Origin of the sequence: Microbacterium sp. MF43 (assembly GCF_012847295.1) — a bacterium.
GTDB lineage: Bacteria > Actinomycetota > Actinomycetes > Actinomycetales > Microbacteriaceae > Microbacterium.
In genome coordinates, this window is record NZ_JABBDY010000001.1 from 882,803 (window position 1) to 900,371 (window position 17,569).

Below are 17,569 nucleotides of genomic sequence, written 5' to 3' on the forward strand. Positions count from 1 at the left end.
ATGAGCGATCCGACCCCCGACCTGTGGCGTCGCGTCGACGCCTACCTCACCGATACCCTCGTCGGTCACGACCCGGCTCTCGAGAGCGCGGTCGCAGACCAGAGCGCCGCGGGTCTGCCGGCGATCGAGGTCGCACCCGTCAACGGCAAGTTCCTGCACCTCCTGACGCGCATCAGCGGCGCACGCCGCGTGCTCGAAGTCGGCACGCTGGGGGCGTACTCGACGATCTGGATGGCGCGAGCGATCCCCGACGACGGCCGGGTGGTGACCATCGAAGCGGAACCCCGCATCGCCGAGGTCGCCCGCGCGAACCTCGAACGAGCCGGGGTCTCCGAGAAGGTCGACATCAAGCTCGGCCGCGCCGCGGACGTGCTGCCCACGCTCGACGGCTCCGAGCCGTTCGATCTCGTGTTCATCGACGCCGACAAGGAGTCGAACACGATCTACCTCGACTGGGCGGCACGACTCGGGCGGCCGGGGACTGTCGTCATCGTCGACAACACCGTGCGCGGGGGAGAGGTGGCCAATCCGGCCACCGAGAACCCGCAGGTCATCGGCGTGCAGCGCGGGCTCGAGATGCTCGGGCGCGATCCTCGCTTCGACGCCACCGCCCTGCAGACCCTCGACCTCAAGGGCTGGGACGGGGTGGCGATCGCGATCGTCCTCTGACCTCCCGCGCGAGCGGTCAGAGGGGAGCGCCTGCGCACCGGCGACCGCGCGTGACGCGCTCGCCTGTGCCGAGGCATCCCGATCACTAGACTCGGACGCGGACCGACGACGCTCCGACGAACCACCCTCCACAAGCAAGGAGTCCCCCTGTGGCACTTATCGAGGCTGTAGGCGCGCGCGAGATCCTCGACTCGCGCGGAAACCCGACCGTCGAAGTGGAGGTGCTGCTCGACGACGGGATCGTCCAGCGTGCGGCCGTCCCCTCGGGCGCGTCGACCGGCGCCTTCGAGGCGTACGAGCTGCGCGACGGCGACAAGAGCCGCTACGGGGGCAAGGGCGTGCAGAAGGCCGTCGCCGCCGTCATCGACGAGCTCGGCCCCGCGATCGAGGGCGTGGATGCCAGCGAGCAGCGCATCATCGACGAGATCCTCATCGAGGTCGACGGCACCGACAACAAGAAGCGCGTGGGCGCCAACGCCATCCTCGGCGTCTCGCTCGCGGTCGCCAAGGCCGCCGCCGACTCCGCCGACCTGCCGCTGTTCCGCTACCTGGGCGGTCCCAACGCGCACATCCTGCCCGTGCCGCTCTTCAACGTCATCAACGGCGGCGAGCACGCCGACAACGGCATCGACATGCAGGAGTTCTTCCTCGCGCCGATCGGCGCCGAGACGTTCTCGGAGTCGCTGCGCTGGGGCACGGAGGTCTACCACGTCCTCAAGGGCGAGCTGAAGGCCGCCGGCTTCGCGACCGGTCTGGGCGACGAGGGCGGCTTCGCCCCCGACCTGCCGAGCAACCGCGAAGGCCTGGACTTCCTCGTCAAGGCCATCGAGAAGGCCGGCTTCACGCCCGGCTCCGACATCGCGCTCGGTCTGGATGTCGCGGCGACCGAGTTCTTCAACGACGGCGTGTACCGCCTCGACAACAAGGACTGGACCGCCGCCGAGCTCACCGAGTACTACGTGGGACTGGTCAACGAATACCCGATCGTCACGATCGAGGACGCGCTGGCCGAGGACGACTGGGACAACTGGAAGGCTCTCACCGACGCGCTCGGCGCCAGGACGCAGCTCGTCGGCGACGACCTCTTCGTGACCAACCCGACCCGCCTGGCCGACGGCATCGCCCGCGGCGTGGCGAACTCGCTGCTGGTGAAGGTGAACCAGATCGGCACGCTGTCCGAGACCCTCGACGCGGTCGACATGGCCCACCGCGCCGGTTACACGGCGATGCTGTCGCACCGCTCGGGTGAGACCGAGGACACCACGATCGCCGACCTGGTGGTCGCCACAGGCGCCGGTCAGATCAAGAGCGGCGCGCCCGCCCGCAGCGAGCGGGTCGCGAAATACAATCAGCTTCTGCGCATCGAGGAGGAGCTCGGCGACGCGGCGACGTTCATCGGCCGCGCAGCCTTCCCGCGCTTCAAGGGCTGATTCAGCGAGCAGGACGAGAGGGGGAGCCGTGCCGAACACGACGGCTCCCCCTTCCCGTGCCCGCCGGGAGCGCACGCCCGTCGACGTGCGCACCTGGCTCGGAGGCATCCGCCTGTCCGGCTTCATGGTGATCATGCTGGGACTGGTCGTCCTCGCCGCGTTCGTGCTTGTGCCCACGATCGGCACCTACCTCGACCAGCGCCAGCAGATCGCCGCGCTCGAGGCCGCGGTGGAGCTCAGCCGCGAAGAGGTCGCCGAGCTCGAGGCGCAGCGCGAGCGCTGGACCGACCCGGCCTACATCACGACGCAGGCACGCGAACGGCTGTACTTCGTGCGGCCGGGCGAGGTCGTCTACCTCGTCGACGACGACCTTCCGCCCGAACTCGCGCCGCAGGAGGCGGAGCCGGTGAGCGAGGACGTCGAGCAGACCCGCACCGACTGGATGTCGCAGCTCGTGCGGTCCGTGACGGCGGCCGGGCTCTCCCAGACGGTGAAGGTGCCGACCATCGGCGTTCCCGAAGAGCAGCCGACCCCGTCGTCGACCCCATCGGGCTGACGGCGCCACGAGCCGTCACGTTCCAGCCGCATCACAGGCGAGCACCGGTAGCCTTGCCGACGTGACGAGCAAGCCCTTCCCCCCTGCGAGCGAGGCCGACCTCGCCGTGCTGCGCGAGCAGCTCGGCCGACCCGCCCGGGGAGTCGTGGGCATCGCCGCTCGCTGCGTGTGCGGGAACCCCACGGTCGTCGCCACCGCGCCCCGGCTTCCCGACGGCACGCCGTTCCCCACGTTCTACTACCTCACCCACCCCGCCGCCACGGCCGCGATGTCTGTGCTCGAAGCCGACCTCGTCATGCGCGAGCTGAACGACGAGCTCGCCGCCGACGAGGACCTCCAGGCCGCCTACGCGCGGGCCCACGAGGCGTACCTCGCCGATCGGGCGGCGTACGGCGAGGTCGAGGAGATCGCCGGCATCTCGGCGGGAGGCATGCCGACCCGCGTCAAGTGCCTGCACGCGCTCGCCGGTCATGCCCTCGCCGCGGGGCCGGGCGTGAATCCCATCGGCGACCGTGCGCTCGAGCGCTCGACGTGGTCGCCGCAGCGATGCGTGTGCACGCAGCCCGGGACGGGCGGATGAGCCGCAGGCTGCGGGCCGGGATCGCGGCATCGGCGGTCGCGCTGACACTGGTCGGCGCGGCGCCTGCGGCAGCGGCTGCGAACGTTCCTGCCGCAGCGATCGCTGCGGCGACCGCGGCGCCGGACGCCCCGCAGAAGGACCCGGTGCGCGAGGCGGAGTACTGGCTCACCGAGTACGGCATCGAGGAGGCCTGGAAGACGACCCGCGGCGAGGGCGTGCGCATCGCCGTCATCGACACCGGGATCGGCAAGGGTCCCGTCGAGTTCGAGGGCGCTGTCGTGGGCGGCACCGATGTGTCCGGGGTCGGCACGCCCGACGGCCGCACGCCGGTGGGCGCCGTCGACGCGAACCACGGAAGCTGGGTCGCCTCCCTCGCAGCCGGGCGCGGGACGGGTCCGGATGCCGGGATGATCGGCGTCGCGCCGGCGGCGGAGCTGCTCTCGGTCTCGGTCGGCTTCGGGTCGGCGGCGACGACGAGCTTCACCGAGCAGATCGCCGAGGCGATCCGCTGGTCGGTCGACAACGGCGCCGACGTGATCAACATGTCGCTCACCACGAACGTGCCCGACTGGGACGAGAGCTGGGACGAAGCATTCCTGTACGCGTTCGAGAACGACGTGGTGGTGGTCGTCGCGGCCGGCAACCGGGGGAGCGGCACGACGCGCGTGGGGGCTCCGGCGACGATCCCGGGCGTCCTGACCGTCGCGGGAGTGGACCCGAACGGGAACGCCAGCGTCGAGGCATCGACCCAGGGCATCACGATCGGCGTCTCGGCCCCCAGCGAGAACCTCGTCGGCGTCTCGGCGGACGGCAAGCTCGTGCTGTGGAACGGCACGAGCGGCGCCGCCCCGATCGTGGCCGGCATCGCGGCGCTGGTGCGGTCGGCTCATCCCGAGCTCGACGCCGACAACGTGATCAACCGGATCATCCAGACCGCGCGCCCCGCCGCCGGTGCGCAGTCCGTTCCCGATCCGCTGTACGGATACGGACTGGTGGATGCCGCCGCCGCCGTCACCGCCGCTGTTCCGGCGGTCACGGCGAACCCGATGGGCAGCCTCGAAGAGTGGATCCGCCTGTACCGGCGTGCGCAGAGCGATCCGGTTCCGTCGCGCCCCGCGGAGCCGGTGGAGGTCCCGCCGCTGCCGCCGGCCGAGACATTCCAGCGCGCGAACTCTCCGCTCCTGCCTTCCCGAGACACCGTCCTGTACGGGACGCTGCCGCTCTCGGTGGTCACGGCGACGGCTATACTGGTGGCGCTCGGCGTCACCGCAGCTGTCCGACGCATCCGATTGGCGTCCCGCGCGCCGAGCCGCTGACACAGGAGGAGCCTCCAAACCGTGACCAACACCGTGCCCAAGATCCTCATCGTCGGTGGCGGATACGCAGGCTTCTACACGGCCTGGAAACTCGAGAAGCACCTGCGCAAGGGCGAGGCCGACGTCACCATCGTCGACCCCCTGCCGTACATGACGTACCAACCGTTCCTCCCCGAGGTCGCCGCCGGCTCGATCGAGGCCCGTCATTCCGTGGTCGCGCTGCGCCGCCACCTCAAGCGCACGCACGTCGTGGCCGCGAAGGTCACCGGCATCAATCACGCGAACAAGGTCGCGACGATCACCCCCATCGCGGGTGAGCCCTACGAGTTCGAGTACGACCAGATCGTCGTGACCGCCGGTGCCGTCTCGCGCACCTTCCCGATCCCCGGCATCGCCGACAACGCGATCGGCCTCAAGACGATCGAAGAGGCCGTCGCCATCCGCGATCGCCTGATGTCGAACTTCGACAAGGCGTCGACCCTGCCTCCCGGGCCCGAGCGCGACCGCCTCCTCACGGTCGTGGTCGTCGGGGGCGGCTTCGCGGGCATCGAGGTCTTCGCCGAGCTCCGCTCGCTGGCCTCCTCGCTCGTGAAGAGCTATCCGCAGCTCACGTTCGACGACACCCACTTCCACCTCATCGAGGCGATGGGCCGCATCATGCCCGAGGTCTCGCTCAAGACGAGCGAGTGGGTGCTCAAGAACCTCGCCCACCGCGGCGCGTCCGTGCACCTCGACACGCAGGTCACCGGTGCGGTCGACGGCAACATCGAGCTCTCGACGGGCGAGACCATCCCGAGCGACCTCATCATCTGGACCGCCGGTGTCATGGCCAACCCGACCGTCGTGCGCGGCGGCGACCTGCCCGTCGAGGAGCGCGGCCGCATCCGCACGCGCGCCGACCTGCGCGTGGGCTCCGACGATGAGATCGTCGAGGGCGCCTGGGCTGCGGGCGACGTCTCGGCGGTTCCCGACCTCACCGGCGGCGGTGTCGGCGGCTACTGCGTGCCCAACGCGCAGCACGCGGTGCGTCAGGCGAAGCTGCTCGCCAAGAACCTGGTCGCGGTGCTGCGCGGCGAGGTGCCGCGCGAGTACTACCACAAGAACCTCGGCGCGGTCGCGGGCCTCGGCCTGTGGGTCGGCGTCTTCCAGTCCGGAAAGCTCGCCCTCAAGGGACCGATCGCGTGGCTCGCCCACCGCGGCTACCACGGCCTGGCCATGCCGTCGTGGGAGCGCAAGTGGCGCGTGCTGTGGGGCTGGTGGAACAACTTCTGGCTCGGTCGCGACATGGTCAACCTGTCGACCGTGCAGAACCCGCGCTACGTGTTCGAGGAGTTCGCTGCGCGCCCGCGCCCCGTGGCGCCCGCGATCACCCCGCCGGCTGAGCCGCGCGAGCAGGGCAAGATCGCCGATCAGCCCGAGAAGGTCGAGGCCGACAAGGCCGCGGCCAAGAAGGCCACCGCGAACGCCGGTCGCTGACCGCTAACGTGGAGGCGTTCGCTGCGGCGGCGCCCCCGTAGCCCAATCGGCAGAGGCAGGCGACTTAAAATCGCTTCAGTCTGGGTTCGAGTCCCAGCGGGGGTACGTGTTCGAGGCGCTCGTCGACGACCCCGGTGTCGGACTGCGATGGTCGGCGTGCGCGGTGGACGCGGCATCCGGTCACGTGCTCGCCTCCCGTGAGCCGGACCGCGTGCTGGCCACGGCGAGCGTGGGCAAGGTGCTTCTGCTCGTCGAGCTCGCGCGCCGCTTCGCCGACGGTCGGCTCGCTCGTCACGCCCCCATGGAGCGCGGGACCGAAACGGTCGCCGACTCCGGGCTGTGGCAGGTGATGGATGCCTCGTCCCTCACTGCCGCCGACGCCGCACTTCTCGTCGGAGCGGTGAGCGACAACCTCGCCACCAACGTGCTTCTGGACGCCGTCGGGCTCCACGCCGTCGACCGCACCGGGGCGGAAATCGGGCTGGCGCACACCGCCCTCCTCGACCGGGTGCGCGACGTGCGGGGCCCGGATCATCCTCCCGTCCTCTCCCGGGGAAGTGCCGTCGAGCTCGCGTCGCTCGTCGCGAGGCTCGACCGCGGCGAGGTCTTCGGTCCCGCCGTGAGCTCCGAGGTCGTGGGCTGGCTGTCGCTGGGAACCGACCTGTCGATGGCCGCGGCGGCCTTCGGACTTGATCCGCTCGCGCACCGCGCCCCGGACCGCGGTCTTCGCCTGTGGAACAAGACCGGGACCGATGCGGGGGTGCGCGCCGATGTCGGCGTCGTGCGGTCCGGCGGCACCGCGATCGCGTACGCCGTGCTCGCCCAGTGGGAGCCGGATGCCCGCGACGTCGCGCGCGATGGAGTGCTCGCCGCGATGGGGGCGGCGGGCCGCGGCATCCGGTCCGTCCTCGCCGCCGCCGGTGAAGCCGAGATCCGGCACGACACCTCCCGCGCCGCGTCGGGGCCCGCCGGCCCCGGGCTCTAGGCTGATGCTCATGCGCGCGCACCCGAGGCGGGTCGGATGAGCCTCGACCTGCTGTCCTCCTCCACGACGACGGAGCCGTGGAAGGACCCTGCGGGCTATTGGGCTGCCACGACCTCCGCCGTGTCGCACCTCTCCGGACCGGTCGCGACGCTCTCGCTCCCGGCGCTCCGCTACAACGCCCTCGACATGCTCGTCCGCGCCGGGGGGGTCCCCATCCGCGTGGCGAGCAAGTCGGTGAGGGTGCGCGAGGCGATCGACGCGACGCTCGCGATGGCGGGGTACCGCGGCATCCTGGCGTTCACGCTTCCCGAGGCGCTGTGGCTGGCCGAGACGCACGACGATGTCGTGCTCGGCTATCCGACAGCCGACCGAGCCGCCCTCGCCGCCCTCGTGGCCGACGAGCGCGCCGCCGCGCGGGTCACGCTCATGGTGGACGATGTCGCCCAGCTCGACCTCGTCGATGCCGTGTCCGCGCCCGGTTCGCGCCCCGAACTGCGGGTCGCGATCGACGCGGACGCGTCGTGGCGCACGCCCGGGCTCGGCCACATCGGCGTCCACCGGTCACCGGTGCACGAGCCCGGCGACGTGGCGACGCTCGGCCGGGCGATCGCGGCGCGCGCGGGCTTCCGGCTCGTCGGGCTGATGATGTACGAGGCCCAGATCGCGGGTCAGGGCGACGCCACCGGATCGGGGGACGGCGTGATCCGGTGGATGCAGCGGCGATCCTCACAGGAGCTGCTCGAGCGCCGCGCCGCGATCGTCGCGGCGCTTCGCGAGGTCGCGTCGCTCGAGTTCGTCAACGGGGGCGGCACCGGGTCGCTCGAGTACACCGCCTCCGATCAGTCCGTCACCGAACTGACGGCGGGAAGCGGACTGTTCGCGGGGCACCTGTTCGACGGATACCGCGCCTTCGACCCCGCGCCCGCCGCCGCCTTCTCGCTGGAGGTCGTCCGCAAGCCCGCTGCCGACATCGCCACGGTCCTCGGCGGCGGATGGATCGCATCCGGCCCCGCCGCCGCATCGCGGCAGCCGCTGCCGGTCTGGCCGGCGGGCCTGCGAACACTGTCCCGGGAGGGCGCGGGCGAGGTGCAGACCCCGCTCAAGGGCGAGGCCGCGCGGGCCCTGCGGGTCGGCGATCGGGTCTGGTTCCGGCATTCGAAGAGCGGCGAGCTCGCCGAGCGCGTCGATCGGTATCACGTCGTGGACGGGGACCGCCTCATCGGCGAGGTGCCCACGTACCGCGGCGAGGGAAAGGCGTTCCTGTGACTCGACTCGGCGGCACCTGGCAGAACTGGGGACGCTCCGAGGCCGTGCGTCCGCGGCGCGTGGAGTTACCCCGCTCCGCCGAGGCGGTACAGCGCGCCGTGGCCGCGGCCGCCCGGCAGGCCATCCCGGTCAAGCCGGTCGGCGCGGGTCACAGCTTCTCGGGGATCGCGGTCGCGCACGGTGTGCTGCTCGACCTGTCCGACCTCACCGGTCTCGTGGCGGTCGACGTCGAGCGCTCGCGCGCGACCTTCCGCGCGGGCACGCGCCTGCACCAGATCCCGACCCTCCTCGCGCCGTACGGCCTGGCGATGGAGAATCTCGGTGACATCGATCGCCAGTCGATCTCGGGTGCCATCTCGACGGGTACCCACGGGACCGGTGCGCGGTTCGGCGGGATCTCGACGCAGATCGTGGGCGCGACGCTCGTGACCGCGTCCGGGGACCAGCTCGTCGTGGGCGAGACCGAGAACCCGCAGCTCCTGCCCGCCGTCGCTCTCGGCCTGGGCGCGCTCGGGGTGCTCGTCGATGTCACCGTGCAGTGCGTGCCGGCGTTCGTGCTGCACGCCGTCGAGCGTCCCGAGGACCTCGGGGCCGTTCTCGATGCGCTCGACGAGAGGGCGGCAGGCGCCGACCATTTCGAGTTCTACTGGTTCCCGCACACCGACCGCGCCATGACGAAGACCAACACGCGCCTGCCGGAGAGCGCGCCGAGGCATCCGCTCCCGCGTGTCGGGAAGTGGATCGACGACACGCTCGTCGGGAACGGCCTGCACCAGGTCGCATGCTCCGTGGCCCGGACCATTCCCGCGACGATCCCGTTCATCAATCGTCTGTCGGTGCGGCTGTGGGGCGATCGGGAGTTCACGGATGCCTCGAACCGCGTGTTCGCGACGTCGAGAGGCGTCCGCTTCCGCGAGATGGAGTACGCGCTTCCGGTCGAGGAGCTGCGCGCCGCATTCGATGAGCTGCGCGCGCTCATCGACGAGAGGGGGTGGCGCATCTCGTTCCCCGTCGAGGTGCGGTTCGCCGCCTCCGACGACCTGTGGCTCTCGACCGCGCACGGCCGGCAGACGGCATACATCGCGGTCCATCGCTACTGGCGCGAAGACCCCACCGAGTACTTCGAGGCCGTGGAGGCGATCATGCTCCGCCACGGCGGGCGACCGCACTGGGGCAAGATGCACACGCTCGACGCCGCGGCCCTGCGAGAGCGCTATCCCCGATTCGACGACTTCATCGCCCTGCGCGATCGCCTCGATCCGGAGCGCCTGTTCGCAAACGCTTACCTCGAGCGTGTGCTCGGTGGGTAACGGCTGAGAGTCGTCGTCACCCGCACATGCGGGCGGGGCCCCCGTCGCTAGGATGAGGGAAACCTCGAACGGAGTCACGGCATGTGGGAATGGCTGATCCCGGTGGTGATCGTGGTGGCGCTCGTCGTCATCGCGGGCATCTACCTGTGGGCGACCTACAACTCTCTCGTGCAGCTGAACGTGCGTGTCGATGAGGCCTGGAGCGACATCACCGTCCAGCTGAAACGCCGTGCCGACCTGCTGCCGAACCTCATCGAAGCGGTGAAAGGCTATGCCGCGCATGAGAAGGCCGTCTTCGAGAATGTGACCCGGGCCCGTGCAGAGACACTGAACGCCTCGGGCCCCGCCGATGCGGGCGTCGCCGAGGGGCACATGCAGCAGGCGCTGCGGTCGCTGTTCGCCGTGGCCGAGGCGTATCCCCAGCTGCAGGCCAGCCAGAACTTCCTGCAGCTGCAGCAGTCGATCGTCGACACCGAAGACAAGATCCAGGCGTCGCGCCGCTTCTACAACGGCGGCGTGCGGGAACTGAACACCAAGATCAAGGTCTTCCCGAACAACCTCTTCGCGCGGAACCTGGGATTCCACGAGCGCGAGTTCTTCGAGGTCATCGACGGCGCAGCGATCTCCGAGCCGCCCCGCGTGCAGTTCTGACGCGGGCCGGCTGAGCCTGCGCCATGTCCCGGTTGACGCGAGCGCAAGCCCGACGCATCGCGGTGCGCGCGCAGCTGCTCACCGCGGATCGTCCCGCCGGGATCGTCGAGACGATCGACGCTCTGACGGTCGTGAACATCGAGCCGACCGCCGCCGTCGCGCCCAGCGCGGACCTGATCCTGTGGTCGCGCCTGGGATGGCCCTACCAGCCGGCCGACCTCACGCGGCTGGTCGAGGAGGATCGCGCGATCTTCGAGTGGGGCGGGTTCTATCGGACGATGGCCGACCTGCCGCTCGTGCGACCCGAGATGGCGCAGCGTCCGCAGTCGCGCGAAGCGCGGGAGTGGCTGGCGGCCAACGCCGTATTCCGCGCCGAGGTGCTCGGTCGTCTGCGCGATGACGGCCCGCTGCGACCGAGCGACATCCCCGACACCGCGCAGGTGTCGTGGCGCTCTTCGGGGTGGACCAACAACCGCAACACGCTGCAGATGCTCGAGATGCTGGTGCTGTGCGGAGACGTCGCGATCTCGGCACGCGACTCCGGCGGACGTCTGTTCGACCTCGCGGAGAGGGTGTACCCCGCCGACCTGCCGTCGCTCGGGGCAGAGGATGCCGCGCGGGAGCGTGCCGAGCGACGTCTGTCGTCGTTCGGGATCGCGCGCGCGAAAGGTCTCGCGCAGCCGATCGAGCCCATCGACGTGGGAACGGTCGGGGAAGAGGTCGAGGTTGAGGACGTTCCCGGCACCTGGCGTGCCGACCCGGCCGCTCTCGACGACCTCGACACCTTCGCACCGCGCACCGCACTTCTGTCGCCGTTCGATCGGCTGGTGTTCGACCGACGCCGTCTCGAGGAGCTGTTCGGCTACGAGTACCTGCTCGAGATGTACAAGCCCGCAGCGGCGCGGAGATGGGGGTACTTCGCGCTCCCGATCCTCCACGGGGACCGCTTCGTCGGGAAGCTCGACGCCAAGGCCGATCGCAAGGCGGGTGTTCTGCGAGTGAACGCCGTCCACGAGGACGAGCCCTTCGACGTGGCGACGACCCGCGCCGTCCACGATGAGATCCGTGATCTCGCCCGCTGGCTGACGCTCGAGGTGCAGGGGCTGCCGGAGGTCTGATCAGCGCACCGACAGGACCATCTCGTCGCCGGTGAATTCGACCGAGCCGCGCACGGCCCAGTCGTCCGCGCGATACGTGAAGGTCCCGTCGCCGCCCGCGCGGGCCGCGCCGGTCGCGGTGGCGACGATCACGCCTCCGGTCGCGTCGAAGGTCGAGGCATCCGCCGACAGTGCGAGCACCGGCCGCTCGTCGATCCGGAAGGCGATCCGCTCCAGCGACGTCAGGTCGGCGGCCCACGGCACCCTCAGGCCGCAGTGGTCGGGCACTTCGGGAGCCGGCTCGGCGCAGGCGTCGAGGTACACGTCGAGCTGCGTCTGCGCGATGGATGCGGCATCCGGCGACAGCGCCGCGTCGAGCTCCACCGTCACCGCCGCGCCCGGTCCGACCCCGATCGTCTCGGACCCGGTGAGGATGCCCCGCGGCGCCGCGGCCACCTCGTACTCCGCGGGAAGGAGCGCCACCTTCGACGCGGAGGGCGCCAGCGCGTCGCCGATCCACACCGCGTCGCCGACCGGCGTGCCGGCGAGCACGGTCGTCGCGCGCACGGATCCGAGATCGCCGTCCACGACGCGCCAGCCCTCGTCGGTGGACTCGAGGGTCAGCCGCAGGTCGACTCGTTCCCCCGCGATCTCTGCCTCGGCCTGCACCGCGGCGGACTCGCCCTGCGCGCTCGCCCGCGCGACGCGAGGGTCGGTCAGGTAGGCGGATGCCCCGGCGAACGCCTCGGCGGTCAGTGCATCGAGCGGCTCTGCGCGAAGCGCGTCGACGGCCTCGCCATCGCCCGCCGCCAGCGCGTCGAGGTATGCCCGGGCGGTGCCCTCCGGGCTGTCGGGCCCACCGGCCGGCCCCCAGGCGACCAGCGCGATCGTCACGGCGGTGACGATGGCGACCGCGGCCGCGATCGCCAGGCCGATGGCCGTTCGCCGCTTCACCCCTCCACGCTAGCTGTCGGGCTCATCGTCGGCGAGCGCGACGGGCTCGGCTGCGCGGACGTCGTGCCGGGCCGCCTCGGGGAGCACATCGGCGAGGTCGTCGACCGCGTCACCCCAGCGGGACACCGAGATCGAGTCGAGCGACTGCCAGCCTGCCGCGGCGCGGAGTTCGTCGGCGACGCGAGCCGCGGCATCCGCCGGCCGGCCGTGTTCCCACCACGCCGACTGCACGAGCAGCGTCGACGCAGCGCGATCAGCCTTCAGGTCGACGCGGCCCACCACGTCGTCGCCGACGAGCACCGGAAGCGAGTAGTACCCGTATCTGCGCTTGGCCGCGGGGGTGTAGATCTCGATGCGGTACTCGAAGCCGAACAGGCGCTCCGCCCGATCGCGGAACCACACCACCGGGTCGAACGGCGTCAGGAGAGCGGCGGCGTCGACGCGCCGCGGGATGTGGGCATCCCGGTGCAGCCACGCCTTCGCGGGCCGGCCGCCGCTCGTCCATCCCTCGACGGTCACCGGATGCAGTTCGCCGGCATCGACGAGTTCGCCGATCGCCGCGAGAACCGCCCTGCGGTCGGCGATGCGCCAGTAGTCCGCCAGGTCGGCCGCCGTCGCCACGCCGTATGCCGCCGCGGCCCGTCGAACGAGCTCGCGGATGGCGTCGTCGCGAGGGACGGGGGCCGCCAGCACCTCGGCCGGGATGACCTGGTCGGCGAGGCCGTAGCGCCGCTCGAATCCCCGCCTGCCGGCGATCGCCACCTCTCCGAAGAACCACAGATACTCGAGGGCGTGCTTGACGTCGTCCCAGTCCCACCACGGGCCGCGGGTTCCGCGTCGCGCGTCGCGCTCGATCTGCGCCGGCCGCAGCGGACCGCGGTCGGCGAGCTCGGCTCGCACCCAGTCCACCGTGTCGCGGTGCGTGTCGAACCAGCCTCCCGGCTTGGCCCCGTACTTCTCGCGCATGTCGTCCATGCGGAATCGGAACAGCGACCAATCGGCGGCTGGGATGAAGGCGGCCACGTGCGCCCAGTACTCGACGTACGGCGGCCGGTGCGCGAACAGCAGCCGGTCGAGGGCGGCGGTGTCGTACGGACCCAGACGCGAGAACAGCGGCATGTAGTGCGAGCGCGCGAAGACGTTGACCGAGTCGATCTGGAGCGTCGCGAGACGACCGAGCGCGAGGTTGAGCTGCCGGGTGCCCGTGGCGGCCGGACGGCGGCGGGCGAAGCCTTGAGCGGCCAGACCGATGCGGCGGGCCTCGGCCGCACTGAGGGTCGACTTCACGCGCGTCAGCCTAGCGATCGCCTCCGACAGGGCGGCCGATGGGCCGGCGTGCGCACCGCCGTCGCATGACCGGCGCGGCATGCGACGCGCCTAGACTGGCGGGATGAGCGGCTCCGACGAAAAGCCTCGCGGCTCGTTCTTCGACGCCCTCCGCGACCGCAACCGCGTCGTCACCACCGAGCTGTCGGCGAGCATTCCCAGGGGGCTGCGGATCGCGACGGCCTACTCGTGGCGCTTCCTCGTGGTCGCCGCCGCCATCGGCGTGGCGATCTGGCTCGTCATCCAGCTCAAGCTCCTCGTCATCCCCCTGCTGATCGCCATCCTGGTGACCGCGCTGCTGTGGCCGGTGTTCACCTGGATGATCCGCCACCGCGTCCCGCGGTGGCTCGCGATCGTCCTCTCGGTCACCGGCACGATCGCCATCGTGACCGGCCTGCTGTGGCTGGTGGCCTGGCAGATCACCCGGCAGTGGTCGTCGGTCCAGGCATCCACCGTGGAAGCGGTCGAGCGCTTCCGGCGGTACCTGATCGACGGACCGCTCCACCTCACCTCCGACCAGATCGACGATCTGCTCGCCCAGGGCTGGGGCTTCGTGCAGGAGCAGGCCGAGCTCCTGTGGTCGGGTGCCCTCGCGCTCGGCTCCACCCTCGGTCACGTCCTGACCGGCGGCATCCTGGCGTTCTTCATCCTGCTGTGCCTGCTCGCCGACGGCGCGGGAATCTGGCGTTGGACCCTGCGGCTGTTCCCGAAGCGCGCACGGCCCGCCGCCGACGGCGCCGGGCGGGCGGGATGGGTGACCGTCGTCAACTACGCGCGGACGCAGCTGCTCGTCGCGACGATCGACGCGGTGGGCATCGGGCTCGGCGCCTTCTTCCTCGGCGTTCCGCTGGCCATCCCTGTCGCGGTGCTGGTGTTCCTCGGCGCGTTCGTCCCGATCGTGGGTGCCGTCGTCACCGGAGCCGTCGCCGTCTTCCTCGCCCTGGTCTACAACGGCCCGTGGATCGCTCTGTGGATGCTGGTCGTGGTGCTCGGCGTGCAGCAGCTCGAGGGTCACGTCCTGCAGCCCCTCCTCATGGGGTCTGCCGTCAAGGTGCACCCCCTGGCCGTCGTGCTCGTGGTCGCCGGCGGCGCGATGATCGCCGGCATCCCGGGCGCGCTCTTCGCCGTTCCGCTGGCCGCGTTCGTGAACGTCGTCGCCGTCTACATCGGTCAGCGGTCGTGGGAGACCGGCGAGAGACCCGTCGGCGATCTCATCTGGAGCACCGTCCCGCGTCCGAGGAGGACACCTTCGTGAGCACGACCTCGTCTCCGGCGCAGCACCTCGCCGCGCCCACTCTCGCCGACTTCGAGGATGCCGCCGCGACCCTCGAGGGAGTGATCGCGCGCACGCCGCTCGACGAGTCCCTCCACCTGTCCGAGGTGCTGGGCGTCCCCGTCCACCTCAAGCTCGAGAACCTCCAGCGCACCGGCTCCTTCAAGATCCGCGGGGCGACCTACCGCCTCTCGCGCCTGACCGCCGAGGAGCGCGCGCGAGGCGTCGTCGCGGCGTCGGCGGGCAACCACGCCCAGGGCGTCGCGCTCGCGGCGAAGTCGCTCGGCATCCCCGCGACGATCTTCATGCCGTTGGGCGTTCCGGTCCCCAAGCTCCTCGCGACGCGGGGCTATGGAGCCGACGTCATCCTGGAGGGCGCGACGGTCGAGACACCGCTGCGCCTCGCCGCCGAGTTCGCCGCGCGCACCGGCGCGGTCTTCATCCACCCGTTCGACCACCCCGATGTGATCGCCGGCCAGGGCACCCTCGGACTCGAGCTCATGGATGAGCTGCCCGAGCTCGACACCGTCGTGCTCGGGATCGGCGGGGGAGGCCTCATCGCCGGTGTCGCCGCGGCCGTCAAGGCGCGCGCCGCGGCCGCAGGCAGAACCGTCCGGGTCATCGGCGTGCAGGCCGAGAACTCGGCCGCCTACCCGTCGTCGCTCGAGGCGGGTCGTCCCCTCGAAGTCGCGACCCGGCCGACGATCGCCGACGGCATCGCGGTGGCCCGTCCCGGCGACCTGCCGTTCGCGATCATCCGCGAGCTCGTCGACGAGGTCGTCACGGTGACTGAGGACGACATCGCCCGTGCGCTCCTCGTGCTGCTCGAGCGCGCGAAGCAGGTGGTCGAGCCGGCGGGCGCCGTCGGCGTCGCGGCGATCCTCGCCGGCAAGATCCGCGCCACGGGCCCGACCGTCACCGTGCTGTCGGGCGGCAACATCGACCCGCTGCTCCTGCAGCGCGTGGTCGCGCACGGCCTGGCGGCATCCGGTCGCTACATGACGCTGCAGATCCCGCTGCCCGACCGGCCCGGCCAGCTCGCGCGCGTGTCCGAGCTCCTGGCTCAGGCCGGAGCCAACGTCATCGAGGTGCTGCACACGCGTCACGGCCAGGGTCTGCAGATCAGCGAGGTGATCCTGCAGCTGAGCGTCGAGACGCGCGGCGAGGAGCACCGTGCGCATGTGATCGCCGTGCTCGAGGCGGCCGGCTACGTGCCGACGGTCATGCCGGATTAGCGCGCGCGGGATCAGACGAGCGCGGGCCGGATGCCTCCGGCCGCGGTCCTACTGACCGTTGTAGGTCTCGACCTTGACGATCTCGACGGCGATCTCGCGACCGTTCGGAGCGGTGTAGGAGGTCTTCTCGCCCTCCTTGCGGCCGAGGATGGCTGCGCCCAGGGGAGAGGCTTCGCTGTAGACGTCGAGCTCGGAGCCCGCAGCGATCTCGCGGTTGCCGAGCAGGAAGACCTCTTCGCCGCCCGCGATCACCGCCGTGACGACCGTGCCCGGCTCGACGACGCCGGTGCTCTCGGGGGCCTCGCCGACCTTGGCGGTCTTGAGGAGGTGCTGGAGAGTGCGGATGCGCGCCTCCTGCTTGCCCTGCTCGTCCTTCGCAGCGTGGTAGCCGCCGTTCTCCTTGAGGTCGCCCTCTTCGCGTGCTGCCTCGATGCGCTTGGCGATCTCCTCGCGACCCGTGGTCGAGAGGTGCTCGAGCTCGGCGGCGAGGCGGTCGTAGGCATCCTGGGTGAGGAAGGTCTCGGGGGCGTCGTTCGACACGGCTGACTCCTTCGGTCGGGGAGGGACGGTCGATAAACCGAACGCCCCGGCTCTCGGCCAGGGCGTCTATCGACTGCGGTCGGCCCAGACTACGTCACCCAGCAGGAGTTGACAAAACCGGTCGTCGCCAGCGCCGTGGTGGGAATGACCTCCCGGAAGGCGCGGGAGTGGTCGTCGGATGCCTCGAACTCGACCACGCGCCAGCCGACGACCCCGTGCTCTTCGTCCTGCGCCTCGATCGCGCACGCGAGGCCTCGCCCCGCCGGCACCGAGGCCTGGAACGAGAGCGTCACGGAGTGCTCGTCGACCACCTCGAACCCGGTCGTGTCGACGTCGACGGAGTCGAGCGAATTCGACACGGTCGCCCATGCGAGGTACCCGACGAGGGCGGCGGCGACCACGACGAGCGCCGTCACGACCGCGCGCCGGCGCGGCGAGCGCACGCGGCCGTAGCGGTCGTCGAGCATGTCCTGGGTCGTCATGGCGGCATCCGTCGGAAGATTAGGCTGGGACTTCCAGGCTATGCGCTCCGGAGCGCCGCCGACGCCACTGCGCGCGACCTTCCGGAGCAGAACGAGGACTCACATGCACGATGCGCTCGCCGCTCTCGCGCGCGCCGCGGGAACCGCCACGCCGACGCCGACGCCGTCCACGGTCGACCCCGAGCTCGTGACTCCGGGGGCCGAGGGCTTCGTGATCACCGCTGTCGTCGCGGTCGTGACGATCCTCCTGGTGTGGGACATGATCCGCCGCATCCGGCGGGGCCGCGTGCGGGCCGACATCAACGAGGAGCTCGACGCCCAGTTCGAAGCGGAGGAGCAGGCCGCCCGGGCAAGGGAGGCGACCGAGACGGACGGCCAGGACATCGACCCCGAGTCACCCGACGCGCCCACGCGGGGCTGATC

General features: G+C 71.1%; 18 protein-coding genes and 1 tRNA gene. 15 read left to right on the forward strand and 4 right to left on the reverse strand.

The window, feature by feature from the left end; translation table 11 throughout:
* The 12 genes from HF323_RS03900 (at position 1) to HF323_RS03955 (ending at position 11,357) form a co-directional block, all read left to right on the forward strand.
* On the forward strand, positions 1-669 hold the full coding sequence (locus HF323_RS03900; RefSeq protein WP_169581214.1) for an O-methyltransferase: 669 nt from the start codon (positions 1-3) through the stop codon (positions 667-669).
* A gap of 149 nt (positions 670-818) precedes the next feature.
* Positions 819-2,099, forward strand: coding sequence for a phosphopyruvate hydratase (eno, locus tag HF323_RS03905; RefSeq protein WP_169581215.1), 1,281 nt, complete (start codon positions 819-821; stop codon positions 2,097-2,099).
* 28 nt (positions 2,100-2,127) lie between these two features.
* Positions 2,128-2,655, forward strand: coding sequence for a septum formation initiator family protein (locus HF323_RS03910; RefSeq protein ID WP_317450984.1), 528 nt, complete (start codon positions 2,128-2,130; stop codon positions 2,653-2,655).
* A 61-nt stretch (positions 2,656-2,716) separates the two neighbouring features.
* Entirely contained in the window at positions 2,717-3,235 is a 519-nt protein-coding gene (locus HF323_RS03915; protein WP_169581216.1) for a DUF501 domain-containing protein, read from the forward strand.
* Entirely contained in the window at positions 3,232-4,551 is a 1,320-nt protein-coding gene (locus tag HF323_RS03920) for a S8 family serine peptidase (RefSeq protein ID WP_223169134.1), read from the forward strand. Before HF323_RS03915 ends, HF323_RS03920 begins: the two co-directional genes overlap by 4 nt.
* A 33-nt stretch (positions 4,552-4,584) precedes the next feature.
* Positions 4,585-6,027, forward strand: coding sequence for an FAD-dependent oxidoreductase (locus tag HF323_RS03925; protein WP_169581369.1), 1,443 nt, complete (start codon positions 4,585-4,587; stop codon positions 6,025-6,027).
* A 31-nt stretch (positions 6,028-6,058) separates the two neighbouring features.
* Positions 6,059-6,132 (forward strand) — tRNA-Leu (locus HF323_RS03930).
* 1 nt (position 6,133) lies between these two features.
* A complete protein-coding gene (locus HF323_RS03935; protein ID WP_169581218.1) occupies positions 6,134-7,012 on the forward strand; it encodes a serine hydrolase in 879 nt (292 codons plus the stop codon).
* A gap of 36 nt (positions 7,013-7,048) precedes the next feature.
* The gene (locus tag HF323_RS03940) at positions 7,049-8,278 is read left to right on the forward strand and encodes an alanine racemase (protein WP_169581219.1); all 1,230 of its coding nucleotides are present in this window, start codon (positions 7,049-7,051) and stop codon (positions 8,276-8,278) included.
* A complete protein-coding gene (locus HF323_RS03945) occupies positions 8,275-9,588 on the forward strand; it encodes a D-arabinono-1,4-lactone oxidase (RefSeq protein ID WP_169581220.1) in 1,314 nt (437 codons plus the stop codon). Before HF323_RS03940 ends, HF323_RS03945 begins: the two co-directional genes overlap by 4 nt.
* Before the next feature lie 81 nt (positions 9,589-9,669).
* Positions 9,670-10,239 (forward strand): LemA family protein, encoded by a 570-nt coding sequence (locus HF323_RS03950; protein ID WP_169581221.1) that lies wholly within the window; start codon positions 9,670-9,672, stop codon positions 10,237-10,239.
* Between the two features lie 23 nt (positions 10,240-10,262).
* Complete coding sequence (locus HF323_RS03955) at positions 10,263-11,357, forward strand: crosslink repair DNA glycosylase YcaQ family protein (RefSeq protein ID WP_169581222.1); 1,095 nt, start codon at positions 10,263-10,265, stop codon at positions 11,355-11,357.
* On the opposite strand, the gene HF323_RS03960 is transcribed toward HF323_RS03955, so the two are convergent.
* Both HF323_RS03960 and HF323_RS03965 read right to left on the reverse strand, forming a co-directional pair.
* Positions 11,358-12,290 carry a hypothetical protein gene (locus HF323_RS03960; protein WP_169581223.1) on the reverse strand — a complete coding sequence of 311 codons (933 nt, stop codon included), beginning with the start codon at positions 12,288-12,290 and terminating at the stop codon, positions 11,358-11,360.
* Positions 12,291-12,299: 9 nt separating this feature from the next.
* Positions 12,300-13,577: a crosslink repair DNA glycosylase YcaQ family protein gene (locus HF323_RS03965; protein WP_169581224.1), complete on the reverse strand. Its 1,278-nt coding sequence runs from the start codon at positions 13,575-13,577 to the stop codon at positions 12,300-12,302.
* 103 nt (positions 13,578-13,680) lie between these two features.
* Here HF323_RS03965 and HF323_RS03970 point away from each other — a divergent pair, with 103 nt between their 5' ends.
* Positions 13,681-14,871 (forward strand): AI-2E family transporter, encoded by a 1,191-nt coding sequence (locus HF323_RS03970; RefSeq protein WP_169581225.1) that lies wholly within the window; start codon positions 13,681-13,683, stop codon positions 14,869-14,871.
* On the forward strand, positions 14,868-16,124 hold the full coding sequence (gene ilvA, locus HF323_RS03975; RefSeq protein WP_169581226.1) for a threonine ammonia-lyase: 1,257 nt from the start codon (positions 14,868-14,870) through the stop codon (positions 16,122-16,124). The genes HF323_RS03970 and ilvA overlap by 4 nt, the downstream gene beginning before the upstream one ends.
* A 48-nt stretch (positions 16,125-16,172) precedes the next feature.
* Here ilvA and greA read toward each other — a convergent pair whose 3' ends face one another.
* Complete coding sequence (gene greA / locus HF323_RS03980; RefSeq protein ID WP_169581227.1) at positions 16,173-16,664, reverse strand: transcription elongation factor GreA; 492 nt, start codon at positions 16,662-16,664, stop codon at positions 16,173-16,175.
* Positions 16,665-16,753: 89 nt separating this feature from the next.
* Positions 16,754-17,146: a DUF4307 domain-containing protein gene (locus HF323_RS03985; protein WP_169581228.1), complete on the reverse strand. Its 393-nt coding sequence runs from the start codon at positions 17,144-17,146 to the stop codon at positions 16,754-16,756.
* Positions 17,147-17,249: 103 nt separating this feature from the next.
* On the opposite strand from HF323_RS03985, the gene HF323_RS03990 reads away from it, so the two are divergent.
* A complete protein-coding gene (locus tag HF323_RS03990; protein ID WP_169581229.1) occupies positions 17,250-17,567 on the forward strand; it encodes a hypothetical protein in 318 nt (105 codons plus the stop codon).
* Positions 17,568-17,569 lie beyond the last annotated feature (2 nt).

Excerpts from the sequence above, each read along its gene's own strand:
- HF323_RS03970 (WP_169581225.1), top strand. The coding sequence starts at position 13,681 with ATGAGCGGCTCCGACGAAAAGCCTCGCGGCTCGTTCTTCGACGCCCTC.
- HF323_RS03990 (WP_169581229.1), top strand. The coding sequence starts at position 17,250 with ATGCACGATGCGCTCGCCGCTCTCGCGCGCGCCGCGGGAACCGCCACG.
- HF323_RS03920 (WP_223169134.1), top strand. The coding sequence starts at position 3,232 with ATGAGCCGCAGGCTGCGGGCCGGGATCGCGGCATCGGCGGTCGCGCTG.
- HF323_RS03900 (WP_169581214.1), top strand. The coding sequence starts at position 1 with ATGAGCGATCCGACCCCCGACCTGTGGCGTCGCGTCGACGCCTACCTC.
- HF323_RS03950 (WP_169581221.1), top strand. The coding sequence starts at position 9,670 with ATGTGGGAATGGCTGATCCCGGTGGTGATCGTGGTGGCGCTCGTCGTC.
- HF323_RS03940 (WP_169581219.1), top strand. The coding sequence starts at position 7,049 with ATGAGCCTCGACCTGCTGTCCTCCTCCACGACGACGGAGCCGTGGAAG.
- HF323_RS03985 (WP_169581228.1), bottom strand. The coding sequence starts at position 17,146 with ATGACGACCCAGGACATGCTCGACGACCGCTACGGCCGCGTGCGCTCG.
- HF323_RS03955 (WP_169581222.1), top strand. The coding sequence starts at position 10,263 with ATGTCCCGGTTGACGCGAGCGCAAGCCCGACGCATCGCGGTGCGCGCG.